This window comes from Lentzea cavernae, from assembly GCF_014653695.1.
GTDB lineage: Bacteria > Actinomycetota > Actinomycetes > Mycobacteriales > Pseudonocardiaceae > Lentzea > Lentzea cavernae.
In genome coordinates, this window is the sequence record NZ_BNAR01000014.1 from 61,398 (window position 1) to 79,547 (window position 18,150).

An 18,150-nucleotide genomic window follows, 5' to 3' on the forward strand; every position below is an offset into this window, starting at 1 on the left:
CTCACACCTCTTCCCTGAGGACGACTACGTCCCCGGCGCGCACGGTGAGGCGTCCGGAGACCTGCGTGCCGGACAACACGTCGACACCGGACGCCTCGATCTGCGCGTCGGTGTCGGTGTGGTTGACGGCGAAGAGGAACGATACGTCGCCCCTGCGCCGCACGAGCTCAATCGGCGAACGCGACACCGCAACGCCCGCACCGGAAAGCGCGTTTTCCACCGTTCGGCCGAGACCGCCCTCGTCAAGATCACACGCCACGTACCACGCGACACCGTTGCCGAACGCGTTGCGCGTCACCGCCGGCACCCCCGGCAACGGGCCGTCCACGTAGGAGACAACGGTGTCAGCGGTGCGGGCGTGCAGGTGCTCCGTCCACAACGAGGCGGTCGACCCGTCGCTCAGCGAGACGGTGTCGTTCTCACGGAGCGGGAAGAACTCCTCCGACCACACGCCCAGCACGTCGCGGAACGCTCCGGGGTACCCGCCCAGTCGCACTCGCGTGTACTGGTCGGCGACACCGGACAGGTACGTGACGACGACGTGCCCGCCGCCCGCCACGTAGTCCGCGACCACGGCGGCGTGCGCGTCGGACACCGCGTAGAACGCCGGCACGACCACCAGCGAGTACTTCGAGAGGTTCGTGCCCGGCGCCACGAAGTCGACCGTGACACCCGCCTGCCAGAGCGCCTTGTAGTACCCGAGGACGTGCTGCCAGTAGTCGAAGTCGTTGGTCGGGTGGGCGTCCTGCCGCAGCGCCCAGCCGGACTGGAAGTCGAACAGGACCGCGACCTTCGCGTCCACAGTGGAGCCCAGGACTTCGGTGAGCTTCGCGTACTCGGCGCCGACTTCGCAGACCTCGCGGTACACCTTGGTGTCCGGGCCCGCGTGCGGAACCATCGCCGAGTGGTAGCGCTCGCTGCCACCGCGCGACTGCCGCCACTGGAAGAACAACGTGCCGTCCGCGCCGCGGGCGATGTTCTGGAACGAGTTCCGCCGCTGCTCCCCCGGCAGCTTGGCGATGTTGCGCCGCTGCCAGTTCACCGCGGACGTCGAGGCCTCCATGAGAAGCCACGGCTTGCCGCCGGCGAGGCCGCGCACGAGGTCCGCGGACATGGCGAGTTCGATGTGCTTGTCCGGCGACTGACCCTCGGTGTAGTGGTCGTTGGAGACGAAGTCGACCTCGCGCGCCCACTTCCAGTAGTCGAGGTCGCCGAACGTCCAGTTGACCATGAAGTTCGTGGTGACCGGCACGTCGGGCGTGATCATGCGCAGCACGTCCCGCTCGGCCTTGTACAGCTCCAGGATCGCGTCGTCGGAGAACCGGTCGTAGTCGAGCACGTGCGCCGGGTTGGAGAACGTCGGCGTGACGCGCGGCGGCAGGACCTGCGCGAGGTCGGTGTAGCCCTGGCTCCAGAACGCCGTCGACCACGCGTCGTTGAGCTGGTCGAGCGTGTAGCGGCTGGCCAGCCACTCGCGGAACGAGGCGGCGCAGGTGTCGCAGTAGCACCGCTTCACGTGGCAGGCGTACTCGTTGCCGACGTGCCAGGCGGCGAGCGCGGGGTGGTCGCGGTAGTGCGAGGCCATCTCGGCGGCGAGCGCCGTCGCGCGGTCGCGGTAGATCGGTGACGAGGGGCAGTAGGCCTGCCGTGAGCCGTGCGAGAGCCGCACGCCGTCCGCGCGGACGGGCAGCATCTCGGGGTACTCGGTCGTCAGCCACGGCGGGGGCGCGGCGGTCGCGGTCGCGAGGTCGACGCGGATCCCGCCGGCGTGCAGCAGGTCCATCACGCGGTCGAGCCACTCGAACCGGTACTCGCCCTTGCTGACCTCGATCTTCGCCCAGCTGAAGATGCCCAGGCTGACCATGGTGACGCCGGCGCGGCGCATGAGCTCGACGTCCTCGGCCCAGACGTGTTCGGGCCACTGCTCGGGGTTGTAGTCAGCTCCCCAGCCGAGCCCTGGCAGGTCCGTTGGCCATGTCGTCACGGGCGCAAGCGTGGCCGACAACAACCCCCAACGTCAACACAAGCAAACACAACTCCGCGTTCGGGTCTGTTCGGCGGTTGACCGGGAAAAGTACCGGGAACTGGCCAGATACCGACTGTGCTGCGGTTTAACAGCTCCGTAACGGGACTTGACAGGCTGTGTGCCTGGGACCACATTATGCGCAACTTTGTTGGAGTCCTGTTCGGTTCACACGAGCGAGCGTCACCTGTAGGAGCGATGATGGTTCTGCACACGCCTGGTTCCACTCCGTTACCGCACTTCGGTCGGCGCGCGATGCTGCGGATCATGCTGGCCGGTGCGGGCGTCGCCGCGACCGGTGGTCTCGCGGCGTGCGGCAGCGGTTCGAGCACGGGTGGCGACTCCAAGGTCGTCACGTTCGGCAACAACCTGTCCGACCAGGTGCCGAAGGACGCGATCACGGCCGCGCTCAAGGGCTTCGAGGGTCAGTCCGGCGGCCTGTCGGTCACGATCAACACCAAGCAGCACGAGCAGTACCAGGAACAGATCAACAACTACCTGCAGGGCAAGCCGGACGACGTGCTCGCGTGGTTCGCCGGCTACCGCATGCGGTTCTTCGCGGACCAGGGCCTCACCGGCGACCTGAGCGACCTGTGGGGCAAGGTCGGCGGCAACTACTCCGACGCGCTCAAGCAGGCGTCGACGGGCTCGGACGGCAAGCAGTACTTCGTGCCGTTCACGCAGTACCCGTGGGGCATGTTCTACCGCAAGAGCCTGTGGCAGGAGCGCGGTTACGCGATCCCGAAGACGCTCGACGAGCTCGTCGCGCTCTCCACGAAGATGCAGTCCGACGGCCTGAACCCGATCGCCTTCGCGGAGAAGCAGGGCTGGCCGGCCATGGGCACGTTCGACCAGCTCAACTTCCGCACCAACGGCTACCAGTTCCACGTGGACCTGCTGGCGGGCAAGGAGGACTGGCAGGACAAGCGGGTCAAGGACGTGTTCGACACCTGGAAGCGGCTGCTGCCGTTCCACCAGGAGAACGCGCTCGGCCGCGAGTGGCAGGAAGCCGCGCAGTCGTTGCAGCAGAAGAAGTCCGGCATGTACCTGCTGGGCTCGTTCCTCGGCCAGCAGTTCCCGGACGCGGAGAAGGACGACCTGGACTTCTTCCCGTTCCCGGAGATCAACCCGGAGCACGGCACCGACACGGTCGAGGCGCCGATCGACGGCTACATGATGGCGAAGAAGCCCGGCAACTCCGACGGTGCGCTCAAGCTGCTCGAGTACCTGTCGACGGCCGAGCCGCAGCTCACCTACCTGAAGTCCGACTCGTCCGTGGTCGCGACGAACCAGAAGGCCGACACCTCGGGTTACAACTCGCTGCAGAAGAAGGCGGCCGAGGTCATCAAGGGCGCCAAGCACATCACGCAGTTCCTCGACCGCGACACCGACCCGGCGTTCGCGAGCGAGGCCGCCACCAACGGCCTCATCGCGTTCATCAAGGACCCGAACAGCGTCGACTCCGTGCTCAAGGGCATGGCTGACCAGGCGAAGAACATCTTCAAGTGACCGCGGTGCAGGAGAAGCCGAAGGCGGTGGCCCCCAGCGGGCCGCCGCCTCGTCGGCGTGGAAAGCGTGCCACGGCCCTCGCCGGCACGGACAAGCTCGTGCTGGCGCTCATGCTCGGCATCCCCACGGTCGTGCACCTGCTGTTCGTGTGGATCCCGACGCTGGGCTCGGTCGCACTGTCGTTCAGCAGGTGGAACGGCATCGGCGGCTTCGAGGACATCGAGTGGATCGGTGTCGGCAACTACGTCGAGATCTTCAGCGAGTACCCCCGGTTCTGGCCGGCGGTGCAGCACAACCTGATCTGGCTGGCCTTCCTGCTCGTCGTGCCGACCGCGGCGGGCCTGCTGCTCGCCGTGCTGCTCGACCGCGAACTCCGGTTCAGCCGGATCTACCAGAGCGCGCTGTACATGCCGATGGTGCTGTCGCTCGCCCTGGTCGGCTTCATCTGGCAGCTGATCTACACGCCGGACGGCGGCCTGCTGAACTCGGTGCTGGGCCTCGACAAACCGGTCGACTGGATCGGCGACTCGGACATCAACCTCTACGCGGTGCTCGTCGCGGCCGCGTGGCGGCACACCGGCTACATCATGCTGCTGTACCTGGCGGGCCTGAAGTCCGTCGACCCCGCGTTGAAGGAAGCGGCGTCGCTCGACGGCGCCTCCGCCTCGCAGACGTTCTTCCGCGTCACCTTCCCGGTGATGAAGCCGGTGAACATCGTGGTCGCCGTGGTGACGGTGATCGAGGCGCTGCGCGCGTTCGACATCGTGTACGTCATCAACAAGGGGCGCAACGGACTCGAGCTGCTGTCGGTGCTGGTGACCGACAACATCATCGGTGAGGCTTCGCGCATCGGCCGCGGCTCCGCGGTCGCCGTGATCCTGCTGACGATCTCACTCGGCGTCATCATCCCCTACCTGTACCAGGTGTTCAGCAAGGAGAACCGGACGTGACGGCCACCTTGGAACGGCCGGTCCCGGCCAAGAAGGCGCCGATCAGGCCGGCTCGCATCGCGCTGCACGTGTTCCTCGTGCTGACGTGCCTGATGACGCTGACCCCGTTGCTGTGGGCGGTTTACGCGTCGCTGCGGACGTACGAGGACACGTCGGTCAACGGCTACTTCTCGGTGGCGAAGTCGTTGACGTTCGAGAACTTCGCCAAGGCGTGGGAGATCGGCGACCTGCCGCACTTCTACTGGAACACGTTCCTGATCACCGTGCCGGCGTTGGTGATCACGCTGGTGTTGAGCTCCATGGTGGCGTTCGCGGTGTCGCGGTTCAGCTTCAAGTTCAACATCGCGTTGCTGATGCTGTTCACCGCCGGCAACCTGTTGCCGCAGCAGGTGATCGTGACGCCGCTGTGGCGCCTGTACCGGCTGATCGAGCTGCCGGCGTGGATGTCGGAGAGCGAGTCGCTGATCGACTCCCCGCTCGGCGTGATCCTGATCCACATCGCGTTCCAGATGGGCTTCTGCACGTTCGTGCTGTCGAACTACATGAAGACCATCCCGTACGAGTTGACCGAGGCCGCCCGCGTGGACGGCGCCTCGGTGTTCCGGCAGTACTGGCAGCTCACCCTGCCGCTGTGCCGGCCGGTGCTCGCGGCACTGGCCACGCTGGAGTTCACCTGGATCTACAACGACTTCCTGTGGGCGTTGGTGCTGATCCAGGACGGCGACAAGATGCCGGTGACCTCGGCCCTGCAGAACCTGAAGGGCACGTTCTTCACCGACAACAACCTCATCGCAGCGGGCTCTCTCCTGGTCGCGCTGCCCACCCTGGTCGTGTTCTTCGTGTTGCAGCGGCAGTTCGTGGGCGGACTGACGCTGGGATCGACGAAGGGCTGAGGACCGACGAGGAAGGGGCGGGGACCACGTGTGGTCCCCGCCCCTTCCTCGTCTTGGCCGGTCCGGAACGCCGCGGTCATGACGGCAGCGCTGCCTGACCGTCGACCTCGGGTCCGCAGCTTCGCACGCAGGAAGCTCATGCTCCGACACAGACGCGCTGTCCGGCACCGCTACGCGAGGAGGGGCGGGAACCACGCGGTCCCCGCCCCTCCTCGTCTGAAACGCCTACTTCCCGCCGGTCTGCGGGTTGAAGTCCGAAATGCCGCCCCAACGCCCCACGGGGATCACGATGACGCGGGCCTTGCCCACCACGTTGTCCACCGGGATGGCGCCGTCCGCCGGCGTCGGGTCGCCGTGCTTGCGCGAGTCCGAGGAGTTGTTGCGGTTGTCGCCCATCACCCAGAGCTTGCCCGCGGGGACGGTGACCTTCTCGAAGGCGTCCTGCTGGCGGGGGCCGCCGCCGAAGTTGAGGTAGGGCTCGTCGAGGGGCTTGCCGTCGACCATGACGCGGCCCTGGTCGTCGCAGCACTCGACGGTCTGGCCGCCCACGGCGATGACGCGCTTGATGAAGTCCGTGCCGCTGGGCTCGGAGAGGTTCACCATGGAGCCGAGGTCCTGCAGGGTGCCGACCACGAAGTTCGGGGGCTCCTTGCCGCCGGTCCAGTTCGGCGGGCCGCGGAAGACGATGACGTCGCCGGGGCGCGGGTCGTTGAACAGGTAGGTGATCTTCTCGACCAGCACCTTGTCGTTCACGCAGCCCGTGCAGCCGTGCAGGGTCGTCTCCATCGAGGCCGACGGGATGACGAACACGCGTGCGACGAACGTCTGGATCACGACGGTCAGCAGCAGCGCGACGCTGAAGATGACCAGCAGTTCTTTCCAGAACGGCTGCTTCTTCTTCGCCTTCTTCTTGGAGAACCTCGGCGCACCGTCCTCGTCGTAGGAGGAGCGGCCCTCGTACGAAGAAGAAGAGGACGAAGACCGCGAACCGGACGTCGAGAAGCGCGTCGTGGGTTCGGCGGGGCCGTCTCCTGAGGAGGGGGTCGTCTCCCAGGTCGACGAAGAATCGTCGTTCACGCGATGACTCACACGCCCCACCTTACGGACGTCCGGGTAGGCGCAACGTGAACAGGGCTCCACCCTCGGGGGCTCTGCCCGCCGTGGCCGTGCCGCCGTGCCGTTGCGCCACCTGTTTGACGATGGCGAGTCCGAGGCCGGAACCCGGCAGGGTCCGCGCCTCGGACGAACGGTAGAACCGCTCGAAAACGTGAGGTAGATCGGCGTCCGCGATGCCGGGGCCCGCGTCCGCCACCTCGACCACGGCGCTGCCGTCGCCCACCTGGCGGAGGTGCAGCCGCACCGACGAGCCGGAGGGGCTGAACTTCACCGCGTTGTCGAGGAGGTTCAGCACGGCGCGTTCGAGGGCGCTGGAATCACCCAGAAGTGTCCACGGTTGCAGCTGCACGTCGAACCTGACGTCCGTGGCGCGGCGGCGGGCGCGGTCCAGGGACCGTTCCACCACCTCGTGCAGGTCGACCGGCTCGTGGATGACCTGCGGGGCGTCCTCGCGGGCGAGTTCGACCAGGTCGCCGATCAACGTGGTCAGCTCGTCGATCTGGGCGCGCACGTCCGCCTGGATCTCCGTCTTGTCCTCTTGCGACAAGTTCGGGGCGTCCGGGCGTTCTGAGGCGAGCAGCAGTTCCAGGTTCGTGCGCATCGAGGTCAGCGGCGTGCGCAGCTCGTGGCCCGCGTCGGCGACCAGGCGGCGTTGCCGTTCCTGCGACTCGGCGACGGCGCCGAGCATCGCGTTGAAGCTGTGCGTCAGCCGAGCCAGCTCGTCGTCGCCCGACACCGGGATCGGGGTCAGGTCGCCGGTGTTCGCGACGCGTTCGGTGGCTTCGGTGAGCCTCTGGACCGGTCGCAGGCTCGTGCGGGCGACGGCCGTGCCCGCGATGGCCGCGAGCAGCACGCCCGCACCGCCGATCAGCAGCAGGACGACGCTGAGCTTCGCGAGCGTGGTGCGCTGGGGCGCCATCGACTGGGCGATGATGATCGCCTGGTCGGGCTGGTAGCGGACCGCGATCACGCGCGTCTCGGTCTTGTGGTCGGTCCAGATGAACTCCGGGCGCTCGCCGTCCGCGACGTCCCAGGCCTCCGGGACCGTCGGCGGCGGGTCGGACTCCCTCGGGTAGGTGAGCTTCCCGGTGTCCGACAGGAGCACGCCCATCTTCACGTCGCCGGCCGCGAGGAACGCCGCCGGGTAGTTCGCGAGTTCGTCGGGAGAGCTGACCTTCTTGCCGTTCGCCACCGTGGCAGCGCGCTGACGAAGGCCGTCGTCGAGCGCGTCGTACGTGCTCTTGCGCACGACCATGTACGCGCCGAGGGACACCAACGCGACTGCCCCGGCGACGCAGAACGCCGCGAGCCAGGTGACTCGGGCCCGCAACGACGCCCGCTGGAGGCGCCCCTGGGGTTCTCCGATCACGGAGGGGTTTCCCTCATGACGTAGCCCACCCCGCGCACCGTGTGGATCAGCCTGGGCTCGCCCTCCGCCTCCGTCTTGCGGCGCAGGTACCCCACGTAGACCTCGAGAGCGTTGCCCGAGGTCGGGAAGTCGTATCCCCACACGTCCTCCAGGATGCGGCTGCGGGTGAGCACCTGGCGCGGGTGCGCCAGCAGGAGCTCGAGCAGCGCGAACTCGGTGCGGGTGAGGCTGATCGGGCGTTCTCCGCGGCGGACGTCGCGCGTGGACGGGTCCAGCTCGAGGTCGGAGAACTTCAAAGCGGCGGCGGACTGCTTGGCGGCGTCGTCGTCGTGGGCGGCGCGGCGCAGCAGCGCGCGCAACCGGGCCAGCAACTCCTCCAGCGCGAACGGCTTGGGCAGGTAGTCGTCGGCGCCGGCGTCCAGACCGGACACCCGGTCGCTCACGGCGTCCCGTGCGGTGAGCACGAGGATCGGCAGGTCGTCACCGGTGCTGCGCAGCCTGCGGCACACCTCGAGGCCGTCGAGGCGGGGCATCATCACGTCGAGCACCATCGCGTCCGGCCTCGCGGCGGTCACCGACTCCAGGGCCTGCATGCCGTCCCCGGCGGTCTCGACCTGGTAGCCGTTGAACTGCAGCGAGCGGCGGAGTGACTCCCTGACCGCCCGGTCGTCGTCGACAACGAGGATGCGCATGGGGGCAGTCTTGCCCAGGCATCTGAGAAGTGCCTGAGAAGGGCCCTAACTGCAGATGTGAGTTCGGCGTTAGCCTTCGAGGCCGCGTGCCACAGGTGCGTTCCACTTCCGCCACAGCGCGATCAGCCGGATGGTGATGATGATCGCCGCACCGGTCAACGAGACCAGGCCTTTCGGCAGTCCGGCCCATTCGCCCGCCGCCACGACGACCGCGCCGCACAGCGCGGCCACGGCGTAGATCTCTCTCCTCAGGACCAACGGAATCTCTCGGAGAAGAAGATCGCGCAGAGCACCACCGCCGATGCCCGTGGTCATTCCGATCAGGCATGCCGCGTAGGGAGGGGCGCCGAGTGCGAGCGCGGTCGACGTGCCGGACGTGACGAACAGGCCCAGGCCCACGGCGTCCAGCAGCAACACGCTGCGGCGGAGCTTCGCGACCTGCGGGTGCAACCAGAACACGACCAGGCCCGTACCGCCCGCGACCAGCAGGTACGGCCAGTTCCGCAGGCTCGTCGGCGGGTGCACGCCGAGCAGCACGTCGCGGACGATGCCGCCGCCCAGCGCGGTCGTGAGCGCCAGGATGATCACGCCGAACACGTCGAGGCGCGCGCGGACCGCCGCCACCGCTCCGGAGGCGGCGAAGACCGCGATACCGATCAGCTCCAGGACGATGAGCAGCACGAACGAAGAGCGTAGTTGCTCACCGGGGTGGCGCAGCGCGGCGGTAACCGGCGTCCAGCCGCCCACCCGCGGACTCCAGCACCGCCTCCACGACGGCGATGAACCGCTCGGCGCCCTCGCCCCGCGCCAACGCCCGGTAGGAGTCGACGAGCTCGTCCTCCTTGGCGTCGCGGAGCCGGCGCAGCAGCCACTTCCCGTGCCCGAGCCACCGGTTCTGCACGACGAGCGCCAGCTCGCCCGCGCAGGTCAGCAGCCGCGCCGCGACGAACAGCCGTTCGTCCTCGTCCCGCGCGCCGATGAGGTCTTCCAACAGGTCCGTGGTGCCGTAGCGGCGGTCTTCCAGCTCGGTGATGGTCGCGAGTGGAGGTCCGGCGTCCAGCAGAGCGCGCGCCTCGGCCCGCATGCGCTGGCCCGTGCCGTCGGCGTCGAGCATGAGGAAACCCTCGGCGCACATGTGCAGCAACGGTGGCCGTCGGCCCTCGGCGTCGCGTGCCACGAAGTCCTGGAACGACTCGATCGTGTGGCAGAACAGCTCGACCGGCCAGCCGCGGTGCCGCAGCGTCTCGCGGAACGCGCCGGGGAGGTCGTCGACGATCACGATCATGTCGAGGTCGGAGTTCGCCGTGTAGGTCCCCGTCGCCACGCTGCCGCCGAGGAACGCCGCGGTCGCCAGCGGGTAGTACGTGTCGAGCAGGTCCCTCGCGACCTGCACCGGGTCCTTGTCCCAGTCCAGCGGGTGGCCGGTGACGTAGTAGTCCTCGTCGGGGCTCAGCGGGCCGAGCACCTCTTCGACGAACGGACGGATCTCCGCGACCACCTCGTTCAGGTCCACGAGCCACGGGTTGTCCTCGGCGTCGAACAGCGGTCTGATCGCCAGGAACTCCTCCCGGGACAGCTCCCGCACGCTGACCGGCGGCCCGCTGTGACGCTTCGAATAGCCCTTCAGACGCCAACCCATGTTGTCGCCGTAGGCATGCCTGACCTCGTCTTGGTCCCCCGCCACGCGTCCATTCTTACGTGAAGACGCCGATCGGGTGAACAAGGACGCGCTGCCGTCGTCAGAAGAAGTCGGCGAGACGCGGGGTTCCGGCTGCTCCGACGAGCTGGTCCAGCACCGCCGCGCCGGCCGAATCGCCCTCCAGCAAACCGCCGCGCCGCAACGCATGCGTGTTCTGCGCGCCGGAGAACCACGCTCCGAGCGCCCGCGCGTGCAGCCTCACCGCGCCGGTGCCGCCGGGTTCGACGCGCACCGCGCCGTCCTCGACGACGATGCGCTGCGGGCCCGCGTGCCACGGCGCGTGCTCGTCGACGACCTCCAGGTCGACGGCGACGTCGGCCAAGCGTGGCCAGCCGCGAGCGGCCACGGCGGCGGGCAGGTCGACGACGCGTTGCATCCACGTCGAGGTCCACACGGAGTAGCGCATCGGGGTGCTGCCCAGGAAGCCGAGCGTCGCCGGGTCGGTGATCCGCAGGTCGACGGCTTCGAGTGTGCCCGTCCAGGACGCCAGCGACGCGAGGAGGTTCAGCTGGGCCTCGACGTCGACGCCGACCAGGTCGTACACCTTGAGCCTGCCCATGTCGCCGCCCGGCTCGCGCTGGGCCGTCAGGTAACCCCGCAGACCGTTCGGGCCGGGCAGCACGCTCACCAGGTCCATCTCGAGCACCTTGGCGACGTCGATCCTCGGCGGGCGGCGGTCGGCCATGCCGTCGATCGTCCGCGCCACCTGCAGGTAGCACTCGTGCAACGCGGGGAGATCGCTCTCCCACGCCGGACGCGATGGGATCTGCTCGGCGGGCCTGGGCACCGAGAGCAGCCTGGCCATCGGCAGCTCGACCCACTCGAAGACGCCGGCGCGCTCCCAGCCGCGCTTGCGGTAGAGGGTCGGCACGGTCGCGTAGAGCACCGAGAGAGGCTGGCCGTGCTCCCGCATGGTGTGCAGCGCCGCGTCGAGCAACGCGTTCGCGACGCCCCGGCCGCGGTAGGCCCCGTCGACGGCGACGCCGCCGATCCCGCCCATGGGAACAGCGGCGCCGCCGTAGAACTGCGCGTACGAGCCGATGCCGAGCATGCCGGCGACCCGTCCGTCGATCTCGGCGACGAGTCCGTGCGAACCCGGCCGCACCACCCGTTCCGGCCGCTCGGTCGCGTTGAACGCGAGCTTGCGGAGGCGGAACACGGCGTCGAGGTCGTCCTCGGTCAGCTCACGGATGCGCACGAATGCCTGTCTACCAGGTGAAGAAGCCCTGGCCCGTCTTCTTGCCCAGCTCACCGCGGGCGACCTTGTCCCGCAGCAGCCGCGGCGGGTCGAACCGCGGTCCGAGCTCGGCGGCGAGGTGCTCGGCGATGGCCAGCCGCACGTCGAGCCCGACGAGGTCCGTGAGCTCCAGCGGCCCCATCGGCCAGCGGTAACCGAGCTTCATGCCGGTGTCGATGTCCGCCGCGGAGGCGACGCCCTCCTCCAGCATGCGGATCGCCTCCATGCCGACGGCGACGCCCAGCCGTGAGGTCGCGAAGCCCGGCGAGTCGCGCACCTCGATTACGGTCTTGCCCAGTTCTTCGGCCCAGGCCCGCGCCTTCGCCACGTTCGCGGGGTCGACGCCCTCGTGGTGCACGAGTTCGACGAGTTGCTGCACGGGGACTGGGTTGAAGAAGTGCATGCCCAGCACGCGTTCGCCGGGCAGGCCGGCGGCGATCTCCGAGATCGACAACGACGAGGTGTTGGATGCGAGGACCGCCTGCGGGCACTTCTCCGCGGCGAAGCCCAACACCTTCTGCTTCAGCGGCACGTTCTCCGGCACGGCCTCGACGACCAGCTCGGCATCCGCGGGCAGCTCACCTGTGCCCAGGTTCGCGAACGCCGCCTCCGCGTCGGCGAGCTTGCCCTTCTCCTGCGCCTTGCCGAGCGACCGCCTGACGGCGAGCCTGCCCTGCTCGGCACGGTCGGCGTCGGCCTCCGAGAGCGTGACCTCGTGACCGTTTGCGAGCAGCAGGTGCGCGATGCCCGCGCCCATCGTGCCGCCGCCGATGACGACGGCCTTCACGCCACGACCTCGGCGCTGAACATCGCGACGAGCTCCATCCCACCGATCTCGGCGAGGTTCGCGCCCGACGTGGCCCACTCCGGCGACTGCAGGACGGCCTTGAACGCGGCCTCCGACTCGAAGTACATCTCCGCGATCAGGTGCGGCTCGGTGTCACCGAGGAACCCCGCCAGGAACACGTGCTGCACCTTGGCGACCTCGGCGCGGAGCAGGCCGGGAACCGAGTTCACGATCGGCAGGTGCGACTCGAAGTACTTCTTCTCGAAACCCTCGGGGTCGGCGGGCTTCTTGTACAGAGCGATGTACTTGATCATGTGACGCCATCCTCCTCGACTCGCCGAGCACTGTAACGCCCGGACCACCCGCCGGGCTGAGGCACGATGGTGGAGTGCGGATCATCCTGCTGCGCCACGGACAGAGCCTCGGCAACGTCGACGAGCTCGCCTACTGCCGCATCCCCGACCACGCCCTCCCGCTGACCGAGACGGGCGAGGACCAGGCGCGCGCCGCCGGTCCGGTGATCAAGGACCTGATCGGCGACGGCCCGGTCGCGGCGTACGTCTCGCCGTACAAGAGGACGAAGCGGACGTTCGAGCTGCTCGGGATCGACGCGGAGCGGATCGTCACCGAGCCGAGGGTGCGCGAGCAGGACTGGGGCAACCTGCAGGACCCGGTGCAGCAGGAGGTGCTCAAGCACCAGCGGCACGCGTTCGGCCACTTCTTCTTCCGGCTGCCCAACGGGGAGTCCGGCGCGGACGTGGACGACCGGGTCGCGGCGTTCCTCGACGGCCTGACGGTGCGGATGCACAAGGACGAGGAGCACCCCAAGACGGTGCTGGTCGTGTCGCACGGCCTGACGATCAGGTTGTTGTGCCGCAGGTTCTTCGACTGGAGCGTCGAGCTGTTCGAGTCGCTGTCCAATCCGGACACGTGCGAGAACCGCGTGATCGACCACGACGGCGCGGGCTGGAAGCTGGACCGCCCCTTCGACCAGTGGCGCGACTCACCGGACGGAACGGTCCAGCGACCGGTCTAGAGCAGCCCGCGCTTGTAGGCCGCGACCAACCGGCGCGGCACCAGGAGTTCCTTGCCGTCCAACGTCCGCACGCGCACCAGGTCCGGCGCGGTCGCCTTCCACTGCGACCGGCGGTGTCGCGTGTTGGAGCGGGACGTCTTGCGCTTGGGAACGGCCATCAGCGCTCTCGCTTTCCGTAGCGGCGGTTGAACTTCTCGACCCGGCCGGCGGTGTCCATGACCCGCTGCGTGCCCGTCCAGAACGGGTGCGAGTCGGCGGTGACGTCGACGATCAGCAACGGGTAGGAGTTGCCGTCCTCCCACTCGATCGTCTTGCTCGAGGTCGCGGTCGAACGGGTCAGGAAAGTCTTGCCCGTGGACGCGTCCTGGAAGACGACCGGGTGGTAGTCGGGGTGGATTCCGGGTTTCATATCGCCATCTTTCGGATCGAGTCCACGAAGGACAGTTCGTCGTCGGTGAGCAGCGCTTGCGCGAACGCCGCGGTGATGTGGTCCGGCTCGCCCAGGGTGATCGCCACGATCTGGGTGGTCCTGCCGCCGCGCGGTCCGCCCTCGCCGACGTGCATGCCGCAGCCCGCGGATTCCAGGTGCAGTGCGACGTCCGGCTCGTCGGCGACCCAGAGGCGGCCGCGCGAGCGCACGACGGTTCCGTCCAGCAACGAGTCGAGCGCGTCGTTCAGCCGTGCCGGGTGGAACGGCCGGTCAGCCGTGAAAACCGCTGTCGAGACACCGCATTCGGGCGCCAACGGCAGCAGGCGGGGCTTGCTGCTCTTGCGCACCACCACCGTCTCGGGCGTGCAGCGGTGCGCTCCGGGAGCCAGCCGGTCCAGCACGGCCAGCGTCCGTTCGTCGGCATCTCCTCGCAGCACCAGCACGTCCGCTGCCTCGGCCTGCGCGACGACGACCTGCGCCACCGTGCGCTGGTCGCTGACCATGGACGCGTCGCTCAGGGCGTCGTCCAGCCAGGTCGCGGCGTCGAGCACGGTGATCACGCACTCGACGTCGAGGCCGAGGTTGCGGCGCACCGCGTCCGGCTCCAGCAACGGGTCCAGGTGCAGCACGACCGTGTGGCCTTCCAAGCCGGTGAGCGCCTCCCGCAGGTCCTCCCGCACGGTGCAGGAGACGCAGTTGTGCAGCAGGTCGACGTCGGTCGCGATGCCGTCGACCCAGCGCCGCACGGACGTCTCCGCGGCGACGTGGCGGACGAGCACCGAGCCGGGCCGGTCGCACCACACCCGCACGGCGACGTCGTGGTCGACCAGCCCCGCCACCATAACGACAACGGTTTCCATGTGAGGTACCGTAGATGAAAACGAAAGTCGTTTCAAACTATGGAGGTGGCGGGTGGGCATGCACTGCCAGCTGACGGGCCGCAAGCCGGGCTTCGGCAACCAGGTCTCGCACTCGCAACGCAAGACGCGGCGCCGGTGGAACCCGAACGTCCAGCGCAAGCGGTACTTCGTGCCGTCGCTGAACAGGTTCGTGACGCTGACGCTGTCCGCGAAGGGCATCAAGACCGTCGACAAGATGGGCGTCGAGGCCGCTGTGGCCCGGCTCCGCGCGCAGGGGGTGAACCTCTGATGGCCAAGAGCACGGACGTCCGGCCGATCATCAAGATGAGGTCGACCGCGGGAACCGGCTACACCTACGTGACCCGCAAGAACCGGCGCAACGACCCGGACCGGCTGGTGCTGCGCAAGTACGACCCGGTGGCGCGCAGGCACGTCGAGTTCAAAGAGGAGCGCTGACCCGTGGCGAAGAAGTCGAAGATCGCCGCGGACGAGCGCAGGCGTGAGGTCGTGGCCCGGTACGCAGAGCGTCGGGCCGAGCTCAAGGAGATGCTGCGGCACCCGGACACGCGCGCGGAAGCGTTGCAGGGCCTGCAGAAGCTGCCGCGCGACGCGTCGCCGACCCGGCTGCGCAACCGGGACGTCGTGGACGGACGGCCGCGCGCGTTCAACCGGAAGTTCGGCCTGTCCCGCGTCCGGTTGAGGGAGATGGCCCACCGCGGTGAGCTCCCCGGCGTCTCGAAGGCGAGCTGGTGATGCGCGAGAAGAAGCCGCTCAAGCGCAGGGTGAACCTGCTCGCGAAGGAGAGCGTGACCGTCGTCGACTGGAAGGACGTCACGCTGCTGCGCAAGTTCATCTCGGACCGGGGCAAGATCCGGTCCCGCCGGGTGACCGGCCTGACGCCGCAGCAGCAGCGCCAGGTCGCCACGGCGATCAAGAACGCGCGGGAGATGGCCCTGCTGCCGTACCCGTCACAAGGGCGATGACGCGGATCGCCGCGCTGGCGAGGAACGCCAGCGCGGCGAGCTGCACCAGCAACGCGAGCACCCAGGTCGTGTGTTCGTCGACCGTCAGATCGCCACGAACACCCACCAAGAAGGTCGCGTAGAGGCCCCAGCACTGCACCGCGGCCAGGCCGGCGCCGACGATCGTGGTCCGCAACGAGACGATCACCACGACGGCGGAGAGCAGCATCAAGGCGAGCAGCGGCCAGGCACCGGTGAACGCGGTCACGCCGACTCCACCGCCGAATCCGAGCGCGGAGCCATAACCGCCTTTCATTCTTCGCATCCGATCGGTGTATCGCCTCAGGTGAGATCAGCGCCACCTCTCCAGCGTGAAGTTGGTGCTTTCGAGTGAGGCACGATCGCACGAATGAACCTGTACGACGTGGTCCACCGCCGCAGGGACACCCGAGCCGAGTTCTCCGGTGAAGAAATTCCGGCCGACGTGCTGCGGCGGGTGCTGACCGCCGCGCACGCCGCCCCGAGCGTCGGCCTTTCCCAGCCGTGGGACTTCGTGCTCGTGCGGGATGAATCGATTCGGCGCGCGTTCCGCGACCACGTCCAGGCCGAACGCAGCGTCTTCGCGGCGCAGCTCGACCAGGAACGCGCGGAGACGTTCTCCCGCATCAAGGTCGAGGGGGTCATGGAGTCGTCGCTCGGCATCGTGGTCACCTACGACCCGGACAGGGGCTCACCCGCGGTGCTCGGCAGGCACGCGATCGCGGACGCGGGTTTGTACTCCGTGTGCCTGGCCATCCAGAACCTGTGGCTCGCCGCGACGGAAGAGGGACTCGGTGTGGGCTGGGTGAGCTTCTACCGGGAAGATGTGCTGCGCCGTCTTCTGGACATCCCCACAAGGGTCCGTCCGGTTGCGTGGTTGTGCGTCGGTCCGGTTCGATCACTGCCCGAGACGCCCGATCTCGAACGTCACGGTTGGCGCAACCGACTACCCCTCGATGACGTCCTGCACCACGATCGGTACGGGGCGCGACCGACCCGGTAGCCTGTGCGGGCCGCTCGGCCAGTCGGAACGGAGTCGATGAACGAGTGGAGCAGCGCGATCCGCTGACAGCGGGCCAGATTCCGCGGCTGGACCTCGAGGTCCGCGCGTTGTACAACGCTGGCCGCGTGCCGGAGGCGAACAGCCTCTTCGACGAGGTGGTCACGAAGGTGTCCCCCGGCGTCGACCGCTGGGTGCGATCGGCGGTGCTGGTCAACCGGGCCGTCATGGCCTGGCGCCTCGGCCGCATACCGCTGGCCCTGGAACTGGCCGCCGAGGGCTGGACCGACCTCGACGCCGACCGTTCCGACAGCCCGGCCGTGGCCCACACGATGGGCTCCCTCGGTTATCTGATGGAGGGCATCGGCAACCGGCGCGCCGCCCTGGACATGCTGCGGCTGTCCGTCCAGGTGGCCCGGCGCGCGGGCAACACCGACGTGCTGGCCCAGTGCCTGCAACGGCTCGGCGGCTCACTCAACTTCCGCGCCTGCAGCGGGTCCTCCGCGGCGGCGCCGGCGATCTTCGAGGAAGCCTTGGTGTACCTGGAGGAGGGCCTGGGCATCGTCAAGGACGAGATGCACCGGCGCGCGCTCCTCGGTGCGTGCGGGCGGTCCCTGGCCGGTGTCGGTCAGCTGGACAAGGCCGAGGAGATGGGCGAGGAGACCCTGCGGCTGTCGGTGGACGCCGAGGACCTGTGGGGCATCTCGGTCGGCAACTGGGTCCTCTCGGTCGTGCGCCGCGAACAGGAAGATCTTGACGAGGCGCGCACGCTCGCGTCCCGCGCGGTGACGGCCGCCGAACGCATCAACGACACCTCACTGCTGCTGCGGTTCTCGACGGAACTCGCGGACATCTGCCAGGCGCTGGGTGACGCGCAGGGCGAGGCCGAGGCGTTGCGCCGGTCGATGGCCGCGTCCCGCACGGCGAGGGAGACGTTGCAGGAAGGCCTGGGTCAGGCCCTGGAACAACGCCGGGTGGCCGTTCAGGCGCAACGGCTCGCGGTGGCTGCGCAGGAGGCCGCGGCGCGCGATCCGTTGACGGGCCTCGCGAACCGGCTCGGGCTCGAACGCGCGGCGGCGACGTTGCTGGAGTCGACGGCGGCGCGCGGACGGGTGCCGTGGCTGGTGCTGGTCGACGTGGACTGGTTCAAGAACGTCAACGACGACGCTGGCCACGCGACGGGCGACGCGGCGTTGCGCGAGATCGCGGCGCTGCTGCGGCGTGAATGCCGGGCGGACGACCTGGTGGCGCGCTGGGCCGGCGACGAGTTCGTGGTGCTGCTGGGCGACACCGGGCCGAACATGGACGTCGGCCCGAACGTGGCGGAGCGGATCCGCGCGGCCGTCGACGGGCACGACTGGACGATGGTGCTCGGCGCGGTCCGCCGCCCGACCGTCAGCATCGGTGTCGCGGCGGGACCGGCCAAACTGGACCAGCTGTTCGCGGCCGCCGACATGGCGCTGTACCGGGCCAAGCGGCACGGTCGCAACAGGGTCGAGGTCGAGCCCTCGGTGGACGAGATCGTTTCGGGCGGCTAGAGGCGTCCGC

The 18,150-nt window shown here is 68.8% G+C and carries 23 protein-coding genes; 10 read left to right on the forward strand and 13 right to left on the reverse strand.

Annotation, left to right across the window (positions count from 1 at the left end):
* Window position 1 precedes the first annotated feature (1 nt).
* A complete protein-coding gene (locus IE307_RS34720; RefSeq protein ID WP_191303654.1) occupies window positions 2-1,984 on the reverse strand; it encodes a beta-galactosidase in 1,983 nt (660 codons plus the stop codon).
* Window positions 1,985-2,224: 240 nt separating this feature from the next.
* Between IE307_RS34720 and IE307_RS34725 the strand changes: the two genes are divergently transcribed.
* From IE307_RS34725 to IE307_RS34735, 3 genes are read left to right on the forward strand one after another with little or no spacing between them, the layout of a single operon-like run.
* The gene (locus IE307_RS34725; RefSeq protein ID WP_191303814.1) at window positions 2,225-3,532 is read left to right on the forward strand and encodes an ABC transporter substrate-binding protein; all 1,308 of its coding nucleotides are present in this window, start codon (window positions 2,225-2,227) and stop codon (window positions 3,530-3,532) included.
* Complete coding sequence (locus IE307_RS34730) at window positions 3,529-4,482, forward strand: carbohydrate ABC transporter permease (RefSeq protein WP_229905375.1); 954 nt, start codon at window positions 3,529-3,531, stop codon at window positions 4,480-4,482. The genes IE307_RS34725 and IE307_RS34730 overlap by 4 nt, the downstream gene beginning before the upstream one ends.
* Window positions 4,479-5,375 (forward strand): carbohydrate ABC transporter permease, encoded by an 897-nt coding sequence (locus IE307_RS34735; RefSeq protein WP_229905376.1) that lies wholly within the window; start codon window positions 4,479-4,481, stop codon window positions 5,373-5,375. Before IE307_RS34730 ends, IE307_RS34735 begins: the two co-directional genes overlap by 4 nt.
* A gap of 225 nt (window positions 5,376-5,600) precedes the next feature.
* Here IE307_RS34735 and lepB read toward each other — a convergent pair whose 3' ends face one another.
* The 8 genes from lepB to IE307_RS34775 form a co-directional block, all read right to left on the reverse strand.
* A complete protein-coding gene (gene lepB / locus IE307_RS34740; RefSeq protein ID WP_229905377.1) occupies window positions 5,601-6,464 on the reverse strand; it encodes a signal peptidase I in 864 nt (287 codons plus the stop codon).
* Window positions 6,465-6,474: 10 nt separating this feature from the next.
* On the reverse strand, window positions 6,475-7,860 hold the full coding sequence (locus tag IE307_RS34745) for a sensor histidine kinase (protein ID WP_373306064.1): 1,386 nt from the start codon (window positions 7,858-7,860) through the stop codon (window positions 6,475-6,477).
* Window positions 7,857-8,552: a response regulator transcription factor gene (locus tag IE307_RS34750; protein ID WP_191303655.1), complete on the reverse strand. Its 696-nt coding sequence runs from the start codon at window positions 8,550-8,552 to the stop codon at window positions 7,857-7,859. The genes IE307_RS34745 and IE307_RS34750 overlap by 4 nt, the downstream gene beginning before the upstream one ends.
* Window positions 8,553-8,621: 69 nt before the next feature.
* Window positions 8,622-9,233: a trimeric intracellular cation channel family protein gene (locus IE307_RS34755; RefSeq protein WP_191303656.1), complete on the reverse strand. Its 612-nt coding sequence runs from the start codon at window positions 9,231-9,233 to the stop codon at window positions 8,622-8,624.
* A gap of 19 nt (window positions 9,234-9,252) precedes the next feature.
* Window positions 9,253-10,236, reverse strand: coding sequence for a nucleotidyltransferase domain-containing protein (locus IE307_RS34760; RefSeq protein ID WP_229905378.1), 984 nt, complete (start codon window positions 10,234-10,236; stop codon window positions 9,253-9,255).
* 55 nt (window positions 10,237-10,291) lie between these two features.
* Window positions 10,292-11,449, reverse strand: coding sequence for a GNAT family N-acetyltransferase (locus IE307_RS34765; protein ID WP_191303657.1), 1,158 nt, complete (start codon window positions 11,447-11,449; stop codon window positions 10,292-10,294).
* A gap of 10 nt (window positions 11,450-11,459) precedes the next feature.
* The gene (locus IE307_RS34770) at window positions 11,460-12,275 is read right to left on the reverse strand and encodes a 3-hydroxyacyl-CoA dehydrogenase family protein (RefSeq protein ID WP_191303658.1); all 816 of its coding nucleotides are present in this window, start codon (window positions 12,273-12,275) and stop codon (window positions 11,460-11,462) included.
* Window positions 12,272-12,589 (reverse strand): EthD family reductase, encoded by a 318-nt coding sequence (locus IE307_RS34775; RefSeq protein WP_191303659.1) that lies wholly within the window; start codon window positions 12,587-12,589, stop codon window positions 12,272-12,274. The genes IE307_RS34770 and IE307_RS34775 overlap by 4 nt, the downstream gene beginning before the upstream one ends.
* A gap of 74 nt (window positions 12,590-12,663) precedes the next feature.
* Between IE307_RS34775 and IE307_RS34780 the strand changes: the two genes are divergently transcribed.
* The gene (locus IE307_RS34780; RefSeq protein WP_191303660.1) at window positions 12,664-13,311 is read left to right on the forward strand and encodes a histidine phosphatase family protein; all 648 of its coding nucleotides are present in this window, start codon (window positions 12,664-12,666) and stop codon (window positions 13,309-13,311) included.
* Here IE307_RS34780 and rpmF read toward each other — a convergent pair.
* The 3 genes from rpmF to IE307_RS34795 are packed head-to-tail and all read right to left on the reverse strand — an operon-like array spanning window position 13,308 to window position 14,601.
* Window positions 13,308-13,469, reverse strand: a complete 162-nt coding sequence (gene rpmF / locus IE307_RS34785) for a 50S ribosomal protein L32 (protein ID WP_071812574.1) — start codon at window positions 13,467-13,469, stop codon at window positions 13,308-13,310. The two genes, IE307_RS34780 and rpmF, sit on opposite strands and share 4 nt — an antisense overlap.
* The gene (locus IE307_RS34790) at window positions 13,469-13,720 is read right to left on the reverse strand and encodes a type B 50S ribosomal protein L31 (protein ID WP_191303661.1); all 252 of its coding nucleotides are present in this window, start codon (window positions 13,718-13,720) and stop codon (window positions 13,469-13,471) included. Before IE307_RS34790 ends, rpmF begins: the two co-directional genes overlap by 1 nt.
* Window positions 13,717-14,601 carry a GTP-binding protein gene (locus IE307_RS34795; RefSeq protein WP_191303662.1) on the reverse strand — a complete coding sequence of 295 codons (885 nt, stop codon included), beginning with the start codon at window positions 14,599-14,601 and terminating at the stop codon, window positions 13,717-13,719. Before IE307_RS34795 ends, IE307_RS34790 begins: the two co-directional genes overlap by 4 nt.
* Before the next feature lie 58 nt (window positions 14,602-14,659).
* Here IE307_RS34795 and rpmB point away from each other — a divergent pair, with 58 nt between their 5' ends.
* From rpmB to rpsR, 4 genes are read left to right on the forward strand one after another with little or no spacing between them, the layout of a single operon-like run.
* On the forward strand, window positions 14,660-14,890 hold the full coding sequence (rpmB, locus tag IE307_RS34800) for a 50S ribosomal protein L28 (protein ID WP_373306065.1): 231 nt from the start codon (window positions 14,660-14,662) through the stop codon (window positions 14,888-14,890).
* Window positions 14,890-15,057, forward strand: a complete 168-nt coding sequence (gene rpmG / locus IE307_RS34805) for a 50S ribosomal protein L33 (protein WP_191303664.1) — start codon at window positions 14,890-14,892, stop codon at window positions 15,055-15,057. The genes rpmB and rpmG overlap by 1 nt, the downstream gene beginning before the upstream one ends.
* A 3-nt stretch (window positions 15,058-15,060) precedes the next feature.
* Entirely contained in the window at window positions 15,061-15,354 is a 294-nt protein-coding gene (gene rpsN / locus IE307_RS34810; protein ID WP_191303665.1) for a 30S ribosomal protein S14, read from the forward strand.
* On the forward strand, window positions 15,354-15,584 hold the full coding sequence (gene rpsR / locus IE307_RS34815; protein WP_191303666.1) for a 30S ribosomal protein S18: 231 nt from the start codon (window positions 15,354-15,356) through the stop codon (window positions 15,582-15,584). Before rpsN ends, rpsR begins: the two co-directional genes overlap by 1 nt.
* Here the strand turns inward: rpsR and IE307_RS34820 are convergent.
* Window positions 15,532-15,888 (reverse strand): hypothetical protein, encoded by a 357-nt coding sequence (locus IE307_RS34820; RefSeq protein ID WP_191303667.1) that lies wholly within the window; start codon window positions 15,886-15,888, stop codon window positions 15,532-15,534. The two genes, rpsR and IE307_RS34820, sit on opposite strands and share 53 nt — an antisense overlap.
* An 84-nt stretch (window positions 15,889-15,972) precedes the next feature.
* Here IE307_RS34820 and bluB point away from each other — a divergent pair, with 84 nt between their 5' ends.
* Window positions 15,973-16,605: a 5,6-dimethylbenzimidazole synthase gene (bluB, locus tag IE307_RS34825; protein WP_191303668.1), complete on the forward strand. Its 633-nt coding sequence runs from the start codon at window positions 15,973-15,975 to the stop codon at window positions 16,603-16,605.
* 44 nt (window positions 16,606-16,649) lie between these two features.
* Window positions 16,650-18,140, forward strand: a complete 1,491-nt coding sequence (locus IE307_RS34830; protein ID WP_191303669.1) for a GGDEF domain-containing protein — start codon at window positions 16,650-16,652, stop codon at window positions 18,138-18,140.
* Window positions 18,141-18,150: the final 10 nt, after the last annotated feature.